23 protein-coding genes are annotated in these 18,797 nt (G+C 67.6%); 1 reads left to right on the top strand and 22 read right to left on the bottom strand.

Annotated elements, in window-relative coordinates:
- Positions 1-6 precede the first annotated feature (6 nt).
- From paaB to ACHL_RS14915, 6 genes are all read right to left on the bottom strand, one after another.
- The gene (gene paaB / locus ACHL_RS14890) at positions 7-480 is read right to left on the bottom strand and encodes a 1,2-phenylacetyl-CoA epoxidase subunit PaaB (RefSeq protein WP_015938120.1); all 474 of its coding nucleotides are present in this window, start codon (positions 478-480) and stop codon (positions 7-9) included.
- Positions 477-1,502: a 1,2-phenylacetyl-CoA epoxidase subunit PaaA gene (paaA, locus tag ACHL_RS14895; protein WP_015938121.1), complete on the bottom strand. Its 1,026-nt coding sequence runs from the start codon at positions 1,500-1,502 to the stop codon at positions 477-479. Before paaA ends, paaB begins: the two co-directional genes overlap by 4 nt.
- A gap of 502 nt (positions 1,503-2,004) precedes the next feature.
- A complete protein-coding gene (locus ACHL_RS14900; RefSeq protein ID WP_015938122.1) occupies positions 2,005-2,349 on the bottom strand; it encodes a YciI family protein in 345 nt (114 codons plus the stop codon).
- 73 nt (positions 2,350-2,422) lie between these two features.
- Positions 2,423-3,181, bottom strand: coding sequence for a phosphotransferase enzyme family protein (locus ACHL_RS14905; RefSeq protein WP_015938123.1), 759 nt, complete (start codon positions 3,179-3,181; stop codon positions 2,423-2,425).
- A 165-nt stretch (positions 3,182-3,346) separates the two neighbouring features.
- Complete coding sequence (locus ACHL_RS14910) at positions 3,347-3,763, bottom strand: MmcQ/YjbR family DNA-binding protein (RefSeq protein WP_043794109.1); 417 nt, start codon at positions 3,761-3,763, stop codon at positions 3,347-3,349.
- Positions 3,764-3,997: 234 nt separating this feature from the next.
- Positions 3,998-4,852 carry a sigma-70 family RNA polymerase sigma factor gene (locus tag ACHL_RS14915; RefSeq protein WP_322787067.1) on the bottom strand — a complete coding sequence of 285 codons (855 nt, stop codon included), beginning with the start codon at positions 4,850-4,852 and terminating at the stop codon, positions 3,998-4,000.
- Positions 4,853-4,896: 44 nt separating this feature from the next.
- On the opposite strand from ACHL_RS14915, the gene flgN reads away from it, so the two are divergent.
- The gene (gene flgN, locus ACHL_RS23420; protein ID WP_167534777.1) at positions 4,897-5,478 is read left to right on the top strand and encodes a flagellar export chaperone FlgN; all 582 of its coding nucleotides are present in this window, start codon (positions 4,897-4,899) and stop codon (positions 5,476-5,478) included.
- 15 nt (positions 5,479-5,493) lie between these two features.
- Here the strand turns inward: flgN and ACHL_RS14925 are convergent, their stop codons facing one another.
- From ACHL_RS14925 to ACHL_RS15000, 16 genes are all read right to left on the bottom strand, one after another.
- Entirely contained in the window at positions 5,494-5,727 is a 234-nt protein-coding gene (locus tag ACHL_RS14925) for a carbon storage regulator (RefSeq protein ID WP_015938127.1), read from the bottom strand.
- 4 nt (positions 5,728-5,731) lie between these two features.
- Positions 5,732-6,763: a hypothetical protein gene (locus ACHL_RS23425; RefSeq protein ID WP_015938128.1), complete on the bottom strand. Its 1,032-nt coding sequence runs from the start codon at positions 6,761-6,763 to the stop codon at positions 5,732-5,734.
- Positions 6,741-8,789, bottom strand: a complete 2,049-nt coding sequence (locus tag ACHL_RS14935; protein ID WP_015938129.1) for a flagellar biosynthesis protein FlhA — start codon at positions 8,787-8,789, stop codon at positions 6,741-6,743. The genes ACHL_RS23425 and ACHL_RS14935 overlap by 23 nt, the downstream gene beginning before the upstream one ends.
- A gap of 63 nt (positions 8,790-8,852) precedes the next feature.
- Positions 8,853-9,932: an EscU/YscU/HrcU family type III secretion system export apparatus switch protein gene (locus ACHL_RS14940; RefSeq protein ID WP_015938130.1), complete on the bottom strand. Its 1,080-nt coding sequence runs from the start codon at positions 9,930-9,932 to the stop codon at positions 8,853-8,855.
- Complete coding sequence (locus ACHL_RS14945; RefSeq protein WP_015938131.1) at positions 9,933-10,691, bottom strand: flagellar biosynthetic protein FliR; 759 nt, start codon at positions 10,689-10,691, stop codon at positions 9,933-9,935.
- A gap of 1 nt (position 10,692) precedes the next feature.
- Positions 10,693-10,968, bottom strand: a complete 276-nt coding sequence (fliQ, locus tag ACHL_RS14950; RefSeq protein ID WP_015938132.1) for a flagellar biosynthesis protein FliQ — start codon at positions 10,966-10,968, stop codon at positions 10,693-10,695.
- Positions 10,968-11,801: a flagellar type III secretion system pore protein FliP gene (gene fliP / locus ACHL_RS14955; protein ID WP_050767102.1), complete on the bottom strand. Its 834-nt coding sequence runs from the start codon at positions 11,799-11,801 to the stop codon at positions 10,968-10,970. Before fliP ends, fliQ begins: the two co-directional genes overlap by 1 nt.
- Entirely contained in the window at positions 11,798-12,340 is a 543-nt protein-coding gene (gene fliO, locus ACHL_RS23430; protein WP_015938134.1) for a flagellar biosynthetic protein FliO, read from the bottom strand. The genes fliP and fliO overlap by 4 nt, the downstream gene beginning before the upstream one ends.
- Positions 12,341-13,057 carry a flagellar motor switch protein FliN gene (fliN, locus tag ACHL_RS14965; protein ID WP_015938135.1) on the bottom strand — a complete coding sequence of 239 codons (717 nt, stop codon included), beginning with the start codon at positions 13,055-13,057 and terminating at the stop codon, positions 12,341-12,343.
- Entirely contained in the window at positions 13,054-13,950 is an 897-nt protein-coding gene (locus ACHL_RS14970) for a flagellar motor switch protein FliM (RefSeq protein WP_015938136.1), read from the bottom strand. Before ACHL_RS14970 ends, fliN begins: the two co-directional genes overlap by 4 nt.
- 42 nt (positions 13,951-13,992) lie before the next feature.
- Positions 13,993-14,793 (bottom strand): OmpA/MotB family protein, encoded by an 801-nt coding sequence (locus tag ACHL_RS14975; RefSeq protein WP_015938137.1) that lies wholly within the window; start codon positions 14,791-14,793, stop codon positions 13,993-13,995.
- The gene (locus ACHL_RS14980; RefSeq protein WP_015938138.1) at positions 14,790-15,620 is read right to left on the bottom strand and encodes a motility protein A; all 831 of its coding nucleotides are present in this window, start codon (positions 15,618-15,620) and stop codon (positions 14,790-14,792) included. The genes ACHL_RS14975 and ACHL_RS14980 overlap by 4 nt, the downstream gene beginning before the upstream one ends.
- A 3-nt stretch (positions 15,621-15,623) precedes the next feature.
- Positions 15,624-15,869 (bottom strand): flagellar FlbD family protein, encoded by a 246-nt coding sequence (locus ACHL_RS14985; RefSeq protein ID WP_015938139.1) that lies wholly within the window; start codon positions 15,867-15,869, stop codon positions 15,624-15,626.
- A 163-nt stretch (positions 15,870-16,032) separates the two neighbouring features.
- Positions 16,033-17,205 (bottom strand): flagellar hook protein FlgE, encoded by a 1,173-nt coding sequence (locus tag ACHL_RS14990; protein ID WP_015938140.1) that lies wholly within the window; start codon positions 17,203-17,205, stop codon positions 16,033-16,035.
- 47 nt (positions 17,206-17,252) lie between these two features.
- On the bottom strand, positions 17,253-17,669 hold the full coding sequence (locus tag ACHL_RS14995; protein ID WP_015938141.1) for a flagellar hook assembly protein FlgD: 417 nt from the start codon (positions 17,667-17,669) through the stop codon (positions 17,253-17,255).
- A 25-nt stretch (positions 17,670-17,694) separates the two neighbouring features.
- The gene (locus tag ACHL_RS15000; protein ID WP_157672500.1) at positions 17,695-18,795 is read right to left on the bottom strand and encodes a flagellar hook-length control protein FliK; all 1,101 of its coding nucleotides are present in this window, start codon (positions 18,793-18,795) and stop codon (positions 17,695-17,697) included.
- Between the last annotated feature and the right edge of the window lie 2 nt (positions 18,796-18,797).

Raw genomic sequence — 18,797 nt, forward strand, 5'->3', positions numbered from 1 at the left:
GCGTGCTCACAGGTGCTTTACCCCTTCGCTCTTGGTGTAGTACGTGGCGTGCCGGTAGTCCTTGCCCTGCGGGGACTCGAAGAAGCTGCCCTTGGAATCGGGATCGCTGGCGGCAATGGCGTCGGCCGGGACAACCCAGATGGAGACGCCCTCGTTGCGGCGGGTGTAGAGGTCGCGTGCATTGCGGAGGGCCATGGCCGCATCCGGGGCGTGCAGGGAGCCGGCGTGCACGTGGCTCAGGCCGCGGCTGGACCGGACGAAGACCTCCCAGAGGCCCCAGGCGGAGCGGTCGTGGGCGGTGGTTGAGCTTGCCGAAACCGGCCGACCGTCGGGGGTTAAGCTTGTCGAAACCGGCCGGCCGTCGGGGGTTGAGCTTGTCGAAACCTCGCGGGGCTCAACCACCGGGCTGGCCTTCGGGGCTTCGCGGTTGATTTCTGCGGCGCCGCTTGCGGGGGCTTCCGGGTTGCCGTGGGGGCTCATGCTGCGTATTCCTTCTGCATCTTTGCTGACTGTTTTGCTGCGTAGGCTGCGGCTGCCTCGCGGACCCAGGCGCCGTCGTCGTGCGCTTCCCTCCGGCGCTCAAGGCGCTGGGCGTTGCAGGGGCCGCGGCCGGCCAGGACTTCCTGGAACTCGTGCCAGTCCAGCGGGCCGTGCTCCCACTTCTTGGTGTCCTCGTTGTAGCGGACCTGGTCATCGGGGAGGGTGAGGCCCAGGACCCGGACCTGCTCCACCATCATGCCCACGAAGCGGCTGCGGAGCTCGTCATTGCTGAACCGCTTGATGTTCCAGGCCATGGACTGCTTGGAGTTGGGTGAATCGTCGTCCGGCGGGCCGAACATCATCAGCGCCGGGGCGTACCAGCGGTTCACGGCGTCCTGCGCCATCTGCTTCTGCGCTGCCGTTCCGTTGGAGAGTTCGAGCAGGATCTCGAAGCCCTGGCGCTGGTGGAAGGACTCTTCCTTGCAGATGCGGACCATGGCGCGGCCGTAGGGGCCGTAGGAGGCACGGCAGAGCGGGACCTGGTTGCAGATAGCGGCGCCGTCCACCAGCCAGCCGATGGCACCCATGTCCGCCCAGGTCAGTGCGGGGTAGTTGAAGATGGAGGAGTAGCGGGCCTTGCCGGCGATGAGGTCGTCCATCATCTTGTCGCGGGACTGTCCGAGGGTTTCGGCGGCGCTGTAGAGGTAGAGCCCGTGGCCGGCCTCGTCCTGAACCTTGGCCATCAGGATGGATTTGCGCTTCAGGCTGGGGGCCCGTGAGATCCAGTTGGCTTCCGGCTGCATGCCGATGATCTCCGAGTGGGCGTGCTGGGACACCTGGCGCAGCAGCGTCTTGCGGTAAGCGGCCGGCATCCAGTCCTTGGGCTCAATGCGCGAATCCTCGGCGATGACGCGGTCAAAGTGGGCCTGGCCGGCTGCGTCCGCCTCTTGCTGGGCCGCCTGGGCCTGGGCCTGGTTGGCTGCTGGCTCAGCGGGCACTGACTGCAGGTTCTGCGCTGCCATGGTTGCTCCTATGCAATGACCTTCTGGGACGCGGCTCGAATTATTTACCGACCGTTCGTTCAGGATATGCGGAAGCGTTTGGGGCCGTCAAGCCTGCGGCCGCCGTTTGCCCGTCCCCCTTCTGCGACGCGCGCTCACTTGTGGCGGCTCCCATGGCGACGCGCGCGCACTTGTGGCGGCTTCCCTGGCGACGCGCGCTCACTTAGCCGCGGGGCCGCCGTCGACACCCCTCTCTGTTGTCGACGCGCGGTACGAGCGGCCCTGACCAGCATGACCGGTGTTTGGCAGCACCGGTTATTCAGTCCGGGGCCGTCCATGCTGCGACGGTGGTACCGCAGTCCGTCCTATGCCGGGCGCGCTGGAACCCAGGCTGGCTCCAGCAGGCGCGGGCCGGCGTGTACGAGTTGCAAGCCTCTCGTGCAACTAGGTCGCAGTAGATGTCGTTTTGAGCCCCCATAACGACATCTGCTGCGACCTAGTTGGGCCGGGCGGGAAGTACTGGTCAGCTGGCGGGGTCGTACATGAACTCGCGCAGCTCCTGGGCGCAGCGGCACGCGGCCGCAATCTTCGCAGCCCACTCCTCGGCCTCCGCCCGGGTGGGCACCTCCAGCACGGCGAACCCGCCGGTGATGTCCGAGCCCGGGTAGATGTCCGTGCCCACGGAGCCGTCGGCCTGCACCAGCACGGGAGCAATGTCCTCCGCGACCCCGCCGCCGAAGACGTACACGCCGGCAGCCTTGGCCTCCTCGATCACGGCATGGGACTCCGCCACCACGATGGGGAACTCCTCTTCCGTGAGGTTCATGGCTTGGCCCTTGCCCGGAAAGGAAATCAGGTACTTGGTCATGGCTCGATAGTGCCACGTGTGCGGCTGCAGGGACAGGGATTTCCGGCCGCGGAAGGGGGAAGTACGACGGCGGTCAGTCGCCTGCTGCGAGCGCGTCCGCCCAGGCCTTCTGGTTCCGTTCGACATACCGGGCGGCTGCCTGCCAGTGGGCGCCGTGCCCGTTGACGAACATGTCCGCCCAGGGCTGGAAGCCGGACTGGTGGGCGGACTCCAGGAGCCGGTGCATGGCCGCCGTCCGCCGCACCATCGCAGCGGGAAGTGCCGCCCGCAAGGAGGCATCGGCGTCGTACCCGTCCACCAGGGCGCGGAGCCTGCGGGCCGCGTCCCGCACCGGCTCGCCTTCGATGAGGAGCCCGAACGACTGCGCCGAGTACGCCAGATCCCACAGCCGGGTACTCGGACCGGCGCCGTCCCAGTCGATGAACACCCAGCGCTCGCCGGTGATGAGGTTCCAAGGTGCGAGGTCGTTATGGCACATCAGGTCCGGCTTCTCGGCGGGCAGCAGCATCTCCCAGGAATCCGGGTTGGGGATGGCAAAGGCTTCGCTGGCGTCGTGGATCTGCCGGATCATGCCGCCCACCCGCACCAGGTCCGGCAGGTTCAGCGGCAGGTGGTCCATGGCGGAGTGGCCGCTGACGAATTCCACCACGGCGCGGCCCTGGTGGTCCCGGCCCAGCGGCCGGGGAACGTCCACGTCGGCCTGCCGCAGCGTTGCCAGGAAATCCTGGACCGCGGGCGAGGTGTCCAGCCAGGGTTTCCGTACCGTGTCACCCACCCGGACAACGCTTCCGGAGGCGTTTCCGCCGGCCAGTTCCTGCTCTTCAGCGCTCACCCGGCCACGATACCGGGCGCGATGGTCCGGGCGGTGCCGGCCGCCGTCGTGCGTTCCCGCCCAGTTAGTGGATCCGCACCGCAGCGACACGCCCCGGACGACGGCGTGTCAGCGGTTCCCAGCCCGAGGTCACCCGAGCAACTGGGCGGGAGCGCACGCCAAGACTCAGCGGCCGGCGAAGAACTCGGCGGCCAGCTTCTTCGGAGCGCGGGCGGCCCACGCCTCCACGATGATCTCGGCCAGTTCGTCCCGACCCATCTCCCCCAGCCGCGATTCCTGCACCAGGACGGCGTTGTACCCGTCGAAGTGCGGAATGGTGAAGAACGGAACGGACGGGTCCTCCACCAGCGCTGCTTTGGCGGCATCATCCGGGACCACAATGACCAGGAGGTCCTGGTACTGCTCCCCCGTCTCCGGGTCCACCGCCGTCTTGTGCGGTGCCCGGTACAGCACGAACCCCCTACCCTTCGGCCCGCGCGGCACCTTGTACGTGGGCCGGTCACCCCAGGAGACCCCGAGCTCCACCTCGGGCAGGCCGCTGCAGATGGCGTCGATGTCTTCGGGCTTGGCCTTGCGCTCCATCGCCACAACGTAGCCCCGCCTCCGGGATGGCTGCAATACCCTCGGAAGCAGCCGGGTTCTTCCGCCCGCGTACCGCTGCCGGTGCGTACCGCCGTCGTACGCGGTCGAGCGGCGATGCGCACCTGCGAATCCGACGCGCATATTCGTTGGCGCACCAGCAATGTGGGGTGCGCAGAAGAATATGAGCGTCGAAAGTGATTGAAGCGTGTCGGGAGTGTGAGCGGGCGCCGGAAGCTAGGCGGACAGGACCGGACGGGTTATTCCGCCCAGCGTCGCCACGCCCATTTGGGTCATGTAATCGTTCCTGCGCTTGGCATTGATCCTGGACTCCGGCGTGTAGGCCGCGGCGGGATCGTCCGCGTAGTGGGCAGCCAACCCGTCCCGCATGAGACGGATCGCCTCGGACCGCTGCTGGGACACAGCAGCGTGGGTTGAACCAAGCTCTTCCGCGAGCTCCTTCACGGTGCGCCCGGCAAGGTAAATCTCTTCAATGACGTAACGCATCTTCGCCGGCAGGGCAGTGACGGCGGCGCGCAGGTACTTCACCCGTTCATCCGCCAGGACCGAATGCTCCGGAGAAGCGGTTTCCGCGGGATATGTCTCCACAATGACATCGTCCAGCGGAGTCAGGGTGCGGGCGGCGTCAGCCAGGGCTGCCTCCACGACGCTTCGCTCAACTCCCAGTGTGGCCGCCATCTCGGGCACGGTGGGGTTCCGTCCCAGCAGGCCGCGGAGGGTTTCCTCCACGCCCATTGTTTCCTTGATGCGTTTGCGTGCCGATCGGGTAGCCCAGTCCTGGGAGCGCATCTCATCCGCGAAGGCACCAATGATGCGCCGCCGTGCGAAGGCCCCGAAGGGCACACCCATGGCCGGATCGAAGGAATCCGCGGAAGTAATCAGGGCGATGGAGCCCACCGACGCCAAATCGTCGCGCGACAAGTGTGATGCCTTGGCGCAAACCTCTGAGACCAGGTAGCCGACCAGCGGAAGGTGCTGTAAAACCAGCCCATTGCGTTGTTCGCGATTCAAATTTAAGTCCCCCCACGAGACCCGAAGTGATGGTGCTGCTGCGCAGCACTGAGCGAACAATATCACTTGTTCGCCGCTCAAAGCGTGTAGTCTCAAGTAAACGTTTGACGGCGCTTCGCATCGCCCGTCAGGCCGAACAATTACATGATCGGGGGACCATGGGGGCAGAGGGACTTTCCGCCTCCCTGTGGCGCGAAAGGCGTCAACTGGAATTGTTGCTTTTCCGGCTTGAAACACAGCTGCTCTATCTGAACGCCGGCCATACCGAATGGCTTTCTTTCACTGCGGCTGACCTGGAATCCGTGTTACAGAACCTTCGATTCGAGACGCTGGCACGCAACGTCGAGGCCGCCGGAGTGGCCGCGGAATGGGGTGTACCCGGGGAAGGAACGCTGCCCGGTTTGGCCGCCGCAGCTCCGGAAGGGATCATCGGCGAGCTGCTGACCAAGCACCTGCAGGAGATGGCCAGCCTCCTGCACCGCATCGAGTCCGCCAGGGAAGCCAACGCCGGCGCACTGGACTCGGCCATTGAAGGGTTTGCCCGCGATGCCGATGCTGCCGTGAATTCACCGGAACCGGCCGACGAACTGGGCTACCTGGCACAGCAGTCGACGGCCACCCACGCCCTGCAACTGGTGGACGAATGTTCCCAACCGCTGGTGAAGGAGTTCCTGGGGCTGGACTGAGGCTTTCGCAGAAAGCTAGCCGGCCGGAGGCAGGATGGACTTCAGCAGCTCTTCAGTTTCCGGACCGGCCTGCGATGCGGCAACGTTCGCCGCTGCGATGGCTTCCACCACCTCGCTGCGCTGGATGGTCACGCCTCTGGGGGCTTCGATCCCGATCCGCACGCCATCGCCGCGCCCCTCCATGACGGTGATGACGATGTCATCCCCGATCATGATTTTCTCGCCCGGCTTGCGCGTCAGAACCAACATGTTCTCAATCTACCTTTCTGCCGTCCAGCCAACCGACCGGCAGGCCCAGGCCCTCCACCGTTCCCGGGCTTAGTGTGTCCTCCGAGCCCACCACGGCGAGCGCGTCAACGGCCACATTGCCGGCCAGGACAGCCAGCCACGCGGCGGTGTCCTCGGTCTTACGGCGCGCATCCACTACGGCCCAGACCTGGTCCGCTCCGATGGCGTCGAGGAGCGCAGCCTGCGCGGCGACGTCCCGGGGCCTGCCCAGCCCGTAGGCCAGCAGCAGTGTTTGCCCGGTGTTGACTGCACTGGCGCGCGCCGCTGTGGCTGCCTGGCGATCCGCTACGTGGAGGTGCCCGAAGGCCGTGAGCCTGCCGCCCGTCCGGACATCACAGCCGCCGGCGGCCATGGAGATCTCCAGGGCCGGCCCCAGGGCGTCGTCACCGAGGCCCAGCAGCAGGACCAGGTCCCCGGCGCCGGTCAGCGGCGCATGCGCCTTCCTGGGTTTGGGTGCCCGGGGTTCGTCGTTGGAACGGACGACGGCGGGCGGCAGCTGGCCGTATTCGCTGCCCAGTTGCGCCAGCAGTCCGGCGAAGTCGGCGCCGGCGGTGGAGACCGGCGTTACTGCAGTATCTTCGCGCGCAGCCGGGCTATTGACGGGCGGCAGCGCCGGCCCCGCGCTGACGCCAGGCCGCGGAGTGTGCAGGAGCCGTTCGCTGGCATCCGCCTCCTCGAGGAGGGCCGCGATGGCTGTCCTGCGAAGCACCGGGTGGGCATCGGCAGCTGCCCCGGGCACCGCCGTCGCGGTTTCCCCTGCGGCCGGTCCGGCCGCGAGAGACGCAGGAGCCGCCACTGACGCGGGGGTGGCCGTGGAAGCCACTGCATCCGGGACCTCCACGGTGGCCTCGAAACGGTCGCCCGCGAAGAGCCCGGCGATGCCCGGGTTGCTGACTTTCTCGGCCGCGATAATCCTGGCTCCGGCCCCGTGCCGTGCCACGGCCTTGTCCCGGATCGCCTCCAGGGACGGGCCCTTAAGCCTGAAGTGCTTCGGCATGCCGGACCACCCCCACCGTCTCGATGCCTACGTTCGCGGATGTGACTTCACGGTAGGACAGAACTGCCACGCCGCCGTCGGGCGCAGTGACAAGCCGCCGCACCGCCGGGCGCAGGGCAGGGGCACAGACCAGCACAGCCTGCCGGCCCGCAGCGGCTGCCGATTCCAGGGACTGCTTGAGCGAGCCCAGCACGGCGTCGAGCCGAGGCTGGTTCATGACGATCTGTGTGCCGCCTTCGCCTGGCCGGAGGTCCTCCAGCATGGACTGTTCCAGCAGGGGGTCGATCATGACCACGTGCAGCACTCCCCCCTCCAGGTACTTGGCGGCCAGTGCCGGCCCCAGCGACTGGCGCGCCGCCTCAATCAGCGCCTCCGGATCCGTGGATGCCTTGGCCCGCAGCGCCAGTGCTTCGTAGATCCGCGGGAGATCGTTGATGGGCACCTGTTCCTCCAGCAGGCCCTGCAGTACCCGCTGGATCTCCGCCAGGGACAGCAGCCCCGGCGTGAGCTCCTCCACGGCCGCGGGGCTCTGCTTGCGGACGCCCTCGGTAAGGACCCGCACGTCCTCGCGGGAGAGCAGCCGGGCGGCGTTGCCGGAGACAATCGAGGACAGATGGGTAACCAGGACCGAAACCCTGTCGATGACGGTGGCGCCGGTCATTTCGGCGCTGTGCCGCATTTCGGAGGGAATCCACTTTCCTGCCAGGCCGAAGACCGGTTCCACGGTCGAGGCACCCGGAAGGGCGTCCAGGAAGTCCCCCAGGGCCAGCAGCTTGCCGGCGGGTGCCGTGCCACGTCCGGCCTCCACACCGGCGATGCGGATGACGTACGTGGCGGGCGGCAGCTCCACGCTGTCCCGGGTGCGCACGGGAGGGACCACGACGCCGAGGTCCATGGCGATCTTGTGCCGCAGCGAACGGACCCTGGCAAGCAAGTCGTCCGAAGCGCCGGAGACAATGTCCACCAGGTCCGGGGCGAGCAGGATCTCCACGGGATGGACCCGCATGTCCTCCATGAGCCGTTCGTTCGGGTCTTCCTCCGGGACACCGGCAGCCTGCTCTTCCAGGGCGAGCAACTCGGCCTTGGCTTTCTGCTGCGCGGCGAGGCGGCGTGAGGCAAACAGCAGCAGGCCGGCCACCACCAGGAACGGCAGGATGGGCATGCCCGGAATCAGTCCCATGGCCACTGCCGCCAGGCCGGCGATGAGCAAGGCTGTGGGTGACTGCGTCAGCTGGGAGGAGGCCGTCTTGCCCATGTCCTCCTCGGCGTTGGACCGGGTGACGATCATGCCCGTGGATACCGCCATCAGCAGCGCCGGGATCTGCGTGACCAGGCCATCGCCCATGGTCAGCAGGCCGAACGTGTTCAGCGCGTCCCCCACTTCCATGCCGCGCTGCAGGACGCCGATGGCAATGCCGCCCAGGAAGTTGATGATGATAATGATGATGCCCGCTATGGCATCGCCCTTAACAAATTTGGAGGCACCGTCCATGGCCCCGTAGAAGTCGGCCTCCGCGGAGACCTCGGCACGCCGCTTCCTGGCTTCCGTATCCGTGATGAGGCCCGCGTTGAGATCGGCGTCGATGGCCATCTGCTTGCCGGGCATCGCGTCCAGCGTGAACCTGGCGCCCACCTCTGCCACGCGCTCAGCACCCTTGGTGACCACCACGAACTGGATGACCACCAGGATGAGGAACACCACGGCGCCGATGATCATGGACCCGCCAACGGTCACATGGCCGAACGCCTCGATCACCTGGCCAGCGTAGCCTTGCCCCAACACCAGCCGGGTTGAGGCAACGTTGATGCCGAGCCGGAACAGGGTGGCCACCAGCAGCAGCGAGGGAAAGACGGAGAAGTCCAGTGGCTTTTTCACGAACATGCTGGTGAGCAGGACCAGCAGCGCCAGCAGGATGTTGCAGACAATCAGGAAGTCCAGCAGCGGCGCGGGGACCGGGACCACCAGGAGCAGCACGATGCCCACAATGCCCACCGGTACGGCCAGCCTGCCGAGTCGTTTATTCATGGGTGGTCCTTCCGGGGCCGGTGCTGGTCAGGGGATGAGAAGTCAACGGTGCGGACGGCGGTCTCATAGGGCCTCCGCCATGCGGTGCATCCCGCGCGCCGCACCGCGGGATTTGAGCGACATGACGAACGCCAGAACCCCGGCCACCGCCCGGTACAGTTCCACCGGAATCTCCTGGCCCAGCTCGCAGGCCGAATGAAGTGCCCTGGCCAGCGGAATGTCCTGCACCATGGGCACCTCCTTCGCCTCGGCCTCGGCCCTGATTCGGGCGGCGATGACCCCCGCCCCCTTGGCCACCACCCGCGGGGCCGACTTCCCGGCGTCGTACTTCAACGCCACGGCGACGTGCGTGGGGTTGACGAGGACGACGTCGGCATCGGCAATGGCGGCGATCATGCGGTTCCTGCTCATCGCCAGCTGCCGGGAGCGGCGGTGCGAACGGACCAGGGGGTCGCCCTCGGTGTTCTTGTTCTCGTCCGTGACTTCCTTCTTGGACATGCGGGTCTTCTTGCGGTTGCGGCGCATGACCACCAGCACGTCCACCGCCGCGAGCACCAGCCCAGCGGCCACGGCACACTGGACCAGTGCGCCGATCCCGTCCGCCGCTGCCGCGATCACCCCGGAAACCGGAAGCCCGCCAGCGGTCAGCAGCACGGGGATCAGCCCCTGCACCACCGAGTACAGGACAATCCCGACCACTACCGCCTTCAGCAGCGCCTTCAGCCCACCCCACACCGCCTGCATGCCGAACAAACGCTTCATGCCGCTGAGCAGGTTGAAGTGTTCGAACTCGGCCCGGAACTTCTTGAAATGCACGCCGCCCTGGACGGCAGAGCCGGCAAGGACCACCAGGAAAACCACCACGAACATGGGCGCCAGGACGCCAGCCATCGAACCCAGGCCCAGCTCCAGCGCATGGACCGCTTTAGCGGGATCGGGGCTCTCCATGATGGCGCGGACGCTGAACACCTGGTCCACGGCGGCGTTGGAGGCACGGTCAATGGTGGCCGGCAGCATCACAGCCCCGGCCCCTACGCCCAGCCACGCGGTCAGGTCCTGGGACCGGGACAGCTGGCCCTTGGACCGGACGTCCCGCATCCGTTTGTCCGTGGCCTGCTCGGTTCTCTCCTGCGAGTCCGACATTCAGCCCACCCCCATCAGGGTGTTGGCCGCCTGCTCTGCCAGGACTGCCACGATGCGCGGCAGCCCCAGGAACAGGAATCCGGCCAGGACCAGGGTGAGCAGGATCTTCAGCGGGAACCCCAACGCGAACGCGTTCAGCGCAGGGGCCACCCGGGTCAGCAGGCCCAGGCCAACGTCAGCCAGCAGCAGGACCACCATCAGGGGCCCGGCGATCTGCACGGCGCACAGGAACATCCCGGTCACGGCCTGGACCATCGCCTCCACCGGGCGGGCAAGATCAATGCCCCCGGCCAGCGGAAACGCCGCGAAACTGCCCGTGAGCCCACCGATCACCAGATGGTAGCCGTCCGAGGCGAAGAGCAGGGCAAGTGCCGCCATCTGCAGCAGCCGGGTGAACTGGGCGCCGTTGACCATCATCTGGGGATCGAACGCCTGGGCCATCTGGAAGCCGCTGGAGAGGTCGATCAGGCTGCCGGCGGACTGGATGGCGGCGAACACCAGATACACGAGGAACCCCAGCGCCAGCCCGGTGGCCAGCTCCAGGACGATGGCCGTGATGAAACCGGCCGTACCCAGCGGGACGTACCCGTCAGCCACGCGCCCGGACACTGCCAGGCCCAAACCCAGGCCCAGCATGGCCTTCACCCGGGCGGGGATGGCGTGGTGCGCGAACGGGGGTGCCACCACCAGGAACGCGATCATCCGGACCGAGGCCAGGAGCATGGCCTCCAGCCACGGCTGGTTGATGGGGATGTCCACCTCACCCTCCCCCGAGCAGCCCGGGGATGCGGGTGAAGAGCTCATTGGTGAAGGAAACCATCTCGGTGATCATCCAGTGCGCGCACACCACCAGCGCGATCGCCACGGCCACCGCCTTGGGCACGAAGGACAGGGTAGCCTCCTGCAGCTGGGTGATGGACTGCAGCAGCGAAATGGCCAGGCCCACCACCAGCGCGGTGACCAGCACGGGGGCGGCGAGCTTGGCCGCCACGATCATGGCCTGGAGGCAGATGTCCAGGACGGCATTCGTGTCCATCAGGTGTAGCTCTGGATCAGGGACGTGATAACCAGGCCCCAGCCGTCCACCAGGATGAACAGCAGGATCTTGAACGGCAGCGAGATCATCACCGGCGGGAGCATCATCATGCCCATGGACATCAGGGCTGCCGAGACCACCAGGTCGATCACCAGGAACGGGATGAAGATGACGAACCCGATGATGAACGCCGCCCGCAACTCCGAGATCATGAACGCCGGGATGAGGGTCTGCAGGGGTACGGCCCCGGGATTCTCCGGGTTGGGCATCCGGGCCGCGCGGGTCATCAGGGCGATGTCCTCTTCGCGGGTATGCCCCAGCATGAACTGTTGCAGCGGGCCCGCGCCGGCGGAGAAGGCACCGTTGAAGTCGAGGTTGCCGTTCAAATAAGGCTGCACCGCGTCCGTGTTGATCTCCGTCAGGACAGGCCACATGACGAACAGGGACAGGAACAGGGCCAGGCCGGCGAGCACCTGGTTGGGCGGAATGGACGGCAGCGACAACGCATTCCGGGTCATGGCCAGCACCACGAAGATCTTGGTGAAGGACGTCATCATCAGCAGCAGCGCCGGCGCCACGGACAGCAGGGTGATACCGATCAGGGTGACGACGGCGGTGGAGGGCTGGCCGTCCAGGCCGTTGATCTCGATGCTGACGTTGCCGCTGCCGGGCTGGGCCGGATCCGTGGGCGGCGTGGGCGGCAACGGTGCGGCGTGCCCGGCGGGGGCGCCCAGCCAGGCGGCCAGCAGGACGAGGACGACGGCGAGCAGGCCCGCCCAGGCAGCCACCAGCCACACCCTCCCCACCGGGTGCCGCCGCGCGGTTAGGTTCAAGTCCGGCGTCCGCGGAAGGCCTCGGCAGCCTGCCGCCACGTGGACCCGGCCAGCAGCGAACCGTGCAGCCTGGAGGTTTGAATGGACGACGACGCCACGCGCCGGTGCAGGTCGGCGCGCCGGGGCATCCCGGCAGCTTCCTGGAAGACGGCGGCGAAACCTTCCGCGCCCGAGGTGGCAGCGGGTGCGGTGACCACCCGCGGCGGGCGGGCCGGCAGCGCGGGCCGCTGCGCCGCCGTCGTACGTTCCTCCGCAGGGCCGCCGGCAGCCTCCAGAGCTTCCGCCGGGATGTCGCCGGAATGCAGCACGTTGATGCTGTGTTCGGTGACGCCCAGCAGGAACCGCTTGTCGCCGGCATCGATGACCACCACGGAAGCCTTCTGGCCCACGCTTTGTCGGCTGACCACGCTCAGCGTCCGGTTGGCGCGGCGGCGGCCGTGGCCTTTCGCCTTGGTGACGCGGCGCTGCAGATACCACATGAGGCCCAGCACCGCACCGAGGGCTACAAGGACGCGCAGCCCCAGGATGAGTGAGTCCATCTACCGGAGTCCCTCGGCGGTATCGAGGATGCGGGTGATGCGGACGGCGTAGTCCTGGTCCACCACCACAACCTCGCCGTGGGCGATCAGCCGCCCGTTGAGCAGCACATCCGCGGGGGCGCCGGCGGACCTGTCCAGCTCGATGACCTTGCCCGGTTCCAGGGCCAGGGCATCGCGGACAGACATCCGGGTGCGGCCGATTTCCACGGTGAGGGACATTTCCACGTTGCTGATGAGGCTTAGCCTGGCTGGCACAGACGCATCGTTGTGGGCCCCGGTCAGCGGCGTGTCATGGACCGTGCCGTGCTGGCGGACGCGGACGGCGAACCAACCCGCGGGCCCGGTTCCGCCGGCCAGCTCAAACACGGCGGTTTCGGGATCGGAGAGCAGTGCGCTGGCATCTTCTTCGCGCAGCTCCCCCAGCACACCGGCACCGAACACGGTGGAGGCGGCTTCCATGGCGGGCCGCAACACATCCGCGGCCGATACCAGGCCGGCGGACGCCCCACCCGCGGCTGCCAGGAAGGACGTGTCCGCCAGGATAAGTGCAAGGTCTGCGGTGACCGCACCCACGAACGCTGCCGTGACGGCCTGCGGGGCGTGGGCGGCGGCGGAGAGTGCCGGGACAATCCCGGCAACCGACAGCACTCCCGGGTGCGGCAGGTGCAGCGCCAGTTGCTGCGCCGAGGATTCGTGCAGGTTCAGGGTGATGGTCATCGCGGGTTCTCCTCGGTGGTGACAATGACGGCAGCGGCGCGCGAACCGTTCCGGGCCGGCGCCGCAGTGGCCAGCCGGGTGCCGTTGACAGTGACGTCGAACGGGCTGTTCTCGGGGTGCGGGAGGGGCAGGACGTCCCCGACGGCGAGTCCCAGGATCTGCGCGGGCGTCACCGACGTACGGGCCAGTTGCACGGCGACGTCCACCGGCACCTGGGCCACCTGGGCGCGGACCAGAGCGCCGGCGTCGGCCGTGGGAGCGGTGGGATTCACGGCACCCAGGCCCGGCAGCAGGACGTCCGCCGGGATGGCCAGGGTGGCGGCGCTGGGCAGCTCGCCCACCTGGACGCTGAAAGTTGCCACGATCATCAGCTCGCCCGGGGCGGCGGCCTGCGCGAACTGTGAGTTGTACTGGACCACGTCCATGGCCAGCGGCGCCGCCAGCAGGGAACCCAGGGAGTACTTCAGGTCCTCCAGGCTGTCCTCCACCATGCGGCGTACCAGGGCATGCTCGATCTGGGTGAACTTCCGCTCGGGCACATCGGCGTCCCCGGAACCGCCGAGCATCCGGCTGATCCAGGCCAGTGCAGCCGTGGCGGGGAACTGCAGGACCAGCCGGGATTCGCTGCCATCGATCCTGCAGAGGACCATGGAGGTCACGGACGGCAGGGAGGCGGCGTACTCGTCGTAGCTCTGCATGCTGAGCTGTTCCAGGGTGGCGGAGGACTTGACGCGGACCTTCGCGGTCAGCTGGGTTCCCCACTGCCGGGCGAAGGTTTCGAAAGCGACTTCCAGGACCCGGCTGTGCTGCCGGGGCAGGGTGGTGGGCCGGCGGAAGTCGTAGACGTCCACGCTCCGTTGCCGCGGCGCCTGCCGGTCCTCCAGTTCACTCACGGGTGCAACTATCGGCAGCGGCTGTCCCGGCGTAAGCAGCTGTCAGGGCTGGCGTGTTGCCTCAATGTCAACCGCTTGCGGAATGAGGTCGCGGATGGCCTCGGCCTTGTCCGACAGCACCACCACATCCACGCGCCGGTTCAGTTCCATGAGCTCTTCGGTGGAGTCGTCGTTGACCTGGCGCGCGGAGCCAAAGGCCACCGCACCGATCCGGCCAGGAGCTACTCCCCCGCGGTCCACGAGGTAGCGAAGCACGTTGACCGACCGCGCGGAGGACAGTTCCCACGTGGAAGGGAATGCTGTGATGCCGTTGGCCGCGTGGCCCTCCACCATGATCTCCAGCCCGGCCGGGGCCAGGGTGGGACTGATGGTGTCCAGGACCTGGCTGGCGCGCCGGGTGAGTTCGGGGCGGTCCGGGAGGAAGAAGGCCTGCGAGCCCACCAGCTTCACTGTCAGCCCGCGTTCGCTGATCTGGAATTCGACGTTGGAATCGAGCTGTTGCGCCTTCAACGCCGTTTCCATCTGCTGCTGCAGCGCGGTGAGCTTGTCCACTTCCTTGATGGCGAGGTCCAGGGAGGAGAACGCTTCGGCGTCTTTGTTCACTTGGTCAGGTGGCACCACCGTCCCGCTGGCGGTGTCCGCGGTCTGGCTGGCCACGGCACCGAATCCCGTGGCCAAGGAATTGCGGAGCTTGTCGAACTTGGCCTGGTCCACGGTGGACATGGCGAACAGGACGATGAACATGCACATCAGCACGGTGACCATGTCCATGTAGGAGGCCATCCAGCGTTCGTCGACGTGTTCTTCCTCCGGTTCGTGGCCCCCGCGGCGGCGCCTTTTCAAGCGGCCCGGCCCAGGTCAGCGAGCCCTTCCGTGGCCTGCTCCTTGCCCTTACCTTTACCCTTGCCACCGGACTTGCCGAGCTGGTTGGCCGGGACCATCGCCCGGAGCCGCTCAGCCAGCAGCAGCGGCTGCGTGCCGTTCTGCACGGCCAGCATGCCCTCCATCAGCAAGGTCATCTGTTCGATTTCCAGGTCCGAGAGGCGCTTGAGCCGGGAACTGAACGGCAGCCACAGGAAGTTCGCGGACACCAGGCCCCACAGGGTTGCCACGAAGGCGGTGGCGATCATTGGCCCGAGGTGGTCCGGTGTGGACAGATTTTCAAGGACATGGGTCAGGGACACTACGGTGCCGATGATGCCGATGGTGGGGGCGTAGCCGCCCAGGCTGGCGAAGAACTTGCTGGAGATCCGGTCGCGGCGCATCTTGGTGTCGATCTCATCTTCCATGAGCGTGCGCAGCTCGTCGGCGTCCGTGCCGTCGGCGATGTTCTGCAGCGCCCGGGACACGAACGGGTCCTTCGCCGTGCCGGCTTCATCCTCCAGTGCCAGAAGCCCTTCGCTGCGGGCTTTCTCTGCGTATCCCACCAGGAGTTCGATGCTGTCCTGCGGCTTGGCCGGCTTGGCCACGAACGCCCTGGGCAGGTCCTTGAAGGCCTGGATGACATCACGGAGGGTGTTGCCCGCCAGTCCAACGGCCAGGGTGGCGCCGAAGACGAGGACCATGGGGGCAGGCAGCAGCAGCGCTTCGACGTGGGCCCCCTCCAGGGTGACCATGACGTAGACGGACCCGAAGGCCAGGAAGAGTCCAATGATTGTTGCGGGATCCATGGGTTACTCCTCGGGTGTCCGGACAATGCTGAGCGGGTGCCCGGTGGCGGGTGGCAGGTCCCGTGCCCGTCGGAGAACATAGGCCCGGTAGTCCGCGATGAGCTCTACCACCTCGCTGAGGCTTTCCAGCACCACATACGTGGCGCCGTCGAGCGTGACCAGATGCGTGTCCGGGCTTTCGTGGATCCGTTCGATGACGTCCGGATTTACCGCGAAGCGGGTGCCGTTGAGGCGGGTGACAACGATCATGGGCCGTTTCTGCTCTGTCCGGGGTGGGGGTGTTCCCTCCCTACTGTCGGCCGGCGCGGCTTTCCGGTTAGCACCCCCTTATCGACTGCTCCGTAGCTGCCGTTCTGGCGGCTCAAAACGGCAGTTACGGAGCAATGGATGAGGGGTCAGGGCGCCGTCGTGGCTAGCGCTTCAGGTTAGACAGCTCCTGCAGCACTTCGTCCGAGGTGGTGATGATGCGCGCGTTCGCCTGGAATCCCCGCTGGGCAACGATCAGGTTGGTGAATTCCTGGGAGAGGTCCACGTTGGACATCTCCAGCGATCCCGTGGCCAGGGTGCCCATGCCTGCCTGCCCCGGCGTTCCCACCTGGGCCGCTCCCGAGTTTCCGGTGGCAACGTAGCTGGAGCCGCCGGCTTTCTCCAGTCCGCCGGGGTTGGCGAACCGGGCCAGAGCCACGCGCGCAAGCACCTCCCGGCTGCCGTTGCTGAAAGAGCCCACCAGGGAACCGTCGGCAGCCAGGGTGTAGGACTCCAGCTTGCCGGCCTCGGAACCGTTCCGGGTGCCCACGGTCAGCGTGCTCATCCCCGCGTAACCGGTGACCGCAGCCAGGTCCACGGTGATGCCGCCAACGGCCATGGTTCCGCCGGAGGTGAGGGCACCGTTCTGAAAGGTCATGGCGGACGTCCCCGTGGCGCCGTTGGCGTCCGCGCCCGCCACGTCCCAGCCGGCGCCCGTACTGCTGAAGGTCAGGTTGAGTGTGCGCGCGGCACCGTCGGCGTTGAACACCTTCACCTGGCGTTCGACGACGGTCCCCACCGCCGCGTCGGAGGGCAGGTTGCCTTCCAAAGAGGTCCGGGTAGTGGCCGTGGCCGGGGAGGTTGTGTTGGGCGAGAGCACGATGTTGCCCAACGGGCCGCCCGTGTTGAGCACCCCGTTGGCCGCTGTCCAGCCCTGCAGGATGCCGCCGTCCGGGCTGACCAGGCGGCCCTCGCTGTCCGGTTCGAAAGCTCCGGCGCGGGTGTAGAAGTTCTGGGCACCCTTACCCGTGATGAAGAAGCCGTCGCCGGAGATCATCATGTCCGAGCCGCGCCCGGTGCTCTGCGCCGAGCCCTGGCCGAAGTTGGTGCTGATGCCCGCCACCCGCACGCCAAGGCCGATCTGGGCAGGGTTGGATCCCGCGGCGCCATCCTGTCCGGCGGCGGCTGCCTGCGTCATCTGCGAGAGCGTGTCCTGGAACTGGGTTGCGGACGCCTTGAATCCGGTGGTGTTCACGTTGGCAATGTTGTTGCCGGTGACGTCAAGCATGGTCTGGTGGGCGCGGAGTCCGGAGATGCCGGAGTACAGGGAACGCAACATGGGCGGGCCTTTCGTGGGACGGGGTGGAGGTTTGGGGGTGCGGGGTTTTACGTGCTGGCCGGGACGCTGATCCCGGAGATTGAGTCGAGCGGTACTTTGCTGTTGCCCACGGTCACCACGGGCACGCCGGTGGTGAAGGAGACCGCGCTGGCTATCCCGGAGCCGGCGGTTCCGTCAGGCAGGGTGTACGCCACCTCGGAACCGACGATCTGCGCCGCCGCGGTGCGCATCTGGAGCGAGAAACTCTCCTTGGCGCCGGTGGAGAGCTCGGTCATTTTCTCCATCATGGACAGCTGTACGGACTGCGCCATCATCTGGTTGGTGTCCATCGGGGCGCCCGGATCCTGGTACTTGAGCTGCGTGACCAGCAGCTTCATGAAGGTGTCCGAGTCCAGGGACTGCACCGGCTGGCGCGCCGCGTTTCCGGTCTGCAGGGTGGCGGCGCCGACGGGTTGGACGGTCATGGGTGGCTCTCCTTCGGGGTTGTTCTCATGCCAGGATGTCCAGGCTTCCGGCGCCGTCTACGGGAAGTACGACGGCGGCGCGCGCCGGGACCGCGGCAGCGGTCACGGCGGGTGCCGGGGCGGTTTGTGGCGGTCCCGGGTGCCCGCGGGTTCCGGGGTGCCCGCTGTGCCCATTGGCGTCCCGGCCGGGCGGTGCTTCGTGGTCGGACAGGTCCAGGCTGGCGCCCAGGCCGGACCCTGTGAGCCCGGATTCGGTGAGGCTGCGGCGGAGTTCGGGCAGGATGGTCCGGAGCGCGTCCCGGCCGGCATCCCCGGGGGCGAACAGTTCGATCCGCACGCCCGCGCCGTCTATGTGGGCGCGGACGGTGACAGGACCCAGGTCCTCGGGCGTAACTTTCAGGGTCACCACATGCTGCCCTGGACCCGCCGCCGCCAGGGAAAACAACGGGCCGGCCAGCTGCGGCGCCAGTGAGCCCGCGGCGAACCCGGGAGCAGCGCTGGGCGGGCTGAAGGGTGCAGCGGGCTGGGCAGTCTGAACCGCAGGCGCGAGCTGGATGGCCGGCGTCGCAGCGACCGTGCCCTGGCCGGAAAGGGAAAGCTGGGGCTGGGACGGTTCCAGGGATTGCTGCCGGACCTGCGCTGTTACCGACCGGCTCGACGCCGGGTGTTCGGCAACCGGCGAGGAGCTGGCCTGGGTGCCGGGCACCGCGAGTCCGAGTTGATCTCCGGCCACGGGCTGCAGTTCCCGGCCTGGCGCGGCGAGGGCGGGCTGCGCCTGAGCGGAACCGACGGACGGGGCGGGCGCCAAGGCCGCTGCCGGAGTCTCCGGTTGTTGAACAGCGGCCCCGCTCCCGGGCGGCAGGACCTGGTTCTGGCCCGGCACCACCAGTGCCGGCACCACCAGTGCGGGCATCACCCCCACCGCACCGGCCGAAAGGTCCGGCTGCGCACCCGTGGTGGTGTCGCCGTCGTCGGACGCGTTTCTGCCCGGGCCGTGGCTGTCGTCGCCGCCCGCTGGCAGTGCGAGGACCTCCTGCAGCGCGGCACCAAACGATGCCCCGGCGTCGGCGTTCCCGCCCGGAACCGGCGCTGGCCCCGCCGCGGGAGCAGCTGCCAGGAGCGGCACGG

It is taken from the genome of Pseudarthrobacter chlorophenolicus A6, assembly GCF_000022025.1.
Classification (GTDB): domain Bacteria; phylum Actinomycetota; class Actinomycetes; order Actinomycetales; family Micrococcaceae; genus Arthrobacter; species Arthrobacter chlorophenolicus.

What these genes read in the sequence shown, in the direction of transcription:
- ACHL_RS14985 (WP_015938139.1), bottom strand. Translation starts at nt 15,869, where the DNA reads ATGATCGTTGTCACCCGCCTCAACGGCACCCGCTTCGCGGTAAATCCG.
- ACHL_RS14910 (WP_043794109.1), bottom strand. Translation starts at nt 3,763, where the DNA reads ATGGAGCGCAAGGCCAAGCCCGAAGACATCGACGCCATCTGCAGCGGC.
- fliQ (WP_015938132.1), bottom strand. Translation starts at nt 10,968, where the DNA reads ATGGACACGAATGCCGTCCTGGACATCTGCCTCCAGGCCATGATCGTG.
- ACHL_RS14900 (WP_015938122.1), bottom strand. Translation starts at nt 2,349, where the DNA reads ATGACCAAGTACCTGATTTCCTTTCCGGGCAAGGGCCAAGCCATGAAC.
- ACHL_RS14990 (WP_015938140.1), bottom strand. Translation starts at nt 17,205, where the DNA reads ATGTTGCGTTCCCTGTACTCCGGCATCTCCGGACTCCGCGCCCACCAG.
- ACHL_RS14925 (WP_015938127.1), bottom strand. Translation starts at nt 5,727, where the DNA reads ATGTTGGTTCTGACGCGCAAGCCGGGCGAGAAAATCATGATCGGGGAT.
- ACHL_RS14995 (WP_015938141.1), bottom strand. Translation starts at nt 17,669, where the DNA reads ATGACCGTCCAACCCGTCGGCGCCGCCACCCTGCAGACCGGAAACGCG.
- paaB (WP_015938120.1), bottom strand. Translation starts at nt 480, where the DNA reads ATGAGCCCCCACGGCAACCCGGAAGCCCCCGCAAGCGGCGCCGCAGAA.
- fliN (WP_015938135.1), bottom strand. Translation starts at nt 13,057, where the DNA reads ATGACCATCACCCTGAACCTGCACGAATCCTCGGCGCAGCAACTGGCG.
- paaA (WP_015938121.1), bottom strand. Translation starts at nt 1,502, where the DNA reads ATGGCAGCGCAGAACCTGCAGTCAGTGCCCGCTGAGCCAGCAGCCAAC.
- ACHL_RS14940 (WP_015938130.1), bottom strand. Translation starts at nt 9,932, where the DNA reads ATGTCGGACTCGCAGGAGAGAACCGAGCAGGCCACGGACAAACGGATG.
- fliO (WP_015938134.1), bottom strand. Translation starts at nt 12,340, where the DNA reads ATGGACTCACTCATCCTGGGGCTGCGCGTCCTTGTAGCCCTCGGTGCG.
- ACHL_RS14980 (WP_015938138.1), bottom strand. Translation starts at nt 15,620, where the DNA reads ATGGATCCCGCAACAATCATTGGACTCTTCCTGGCCTTCGGGTCCGTC.
- ACHL_RS23425 (WP_015938128.1), bottom strand. Translation starts at nt 6,763, where the DNA reads ATGCCGAAGCACTTCAGGCTTAAGGGCCCGTCCCTGGAGGCGATCCGG.
- ACHL_RS14935 (WP_015938129.1), bottom strand. Translation starts at nt 8,789, where the DNA reads ATGAATAAACGACTCGGCAGGCTGGCCGTACCGGTGGGCATTGTGGGC.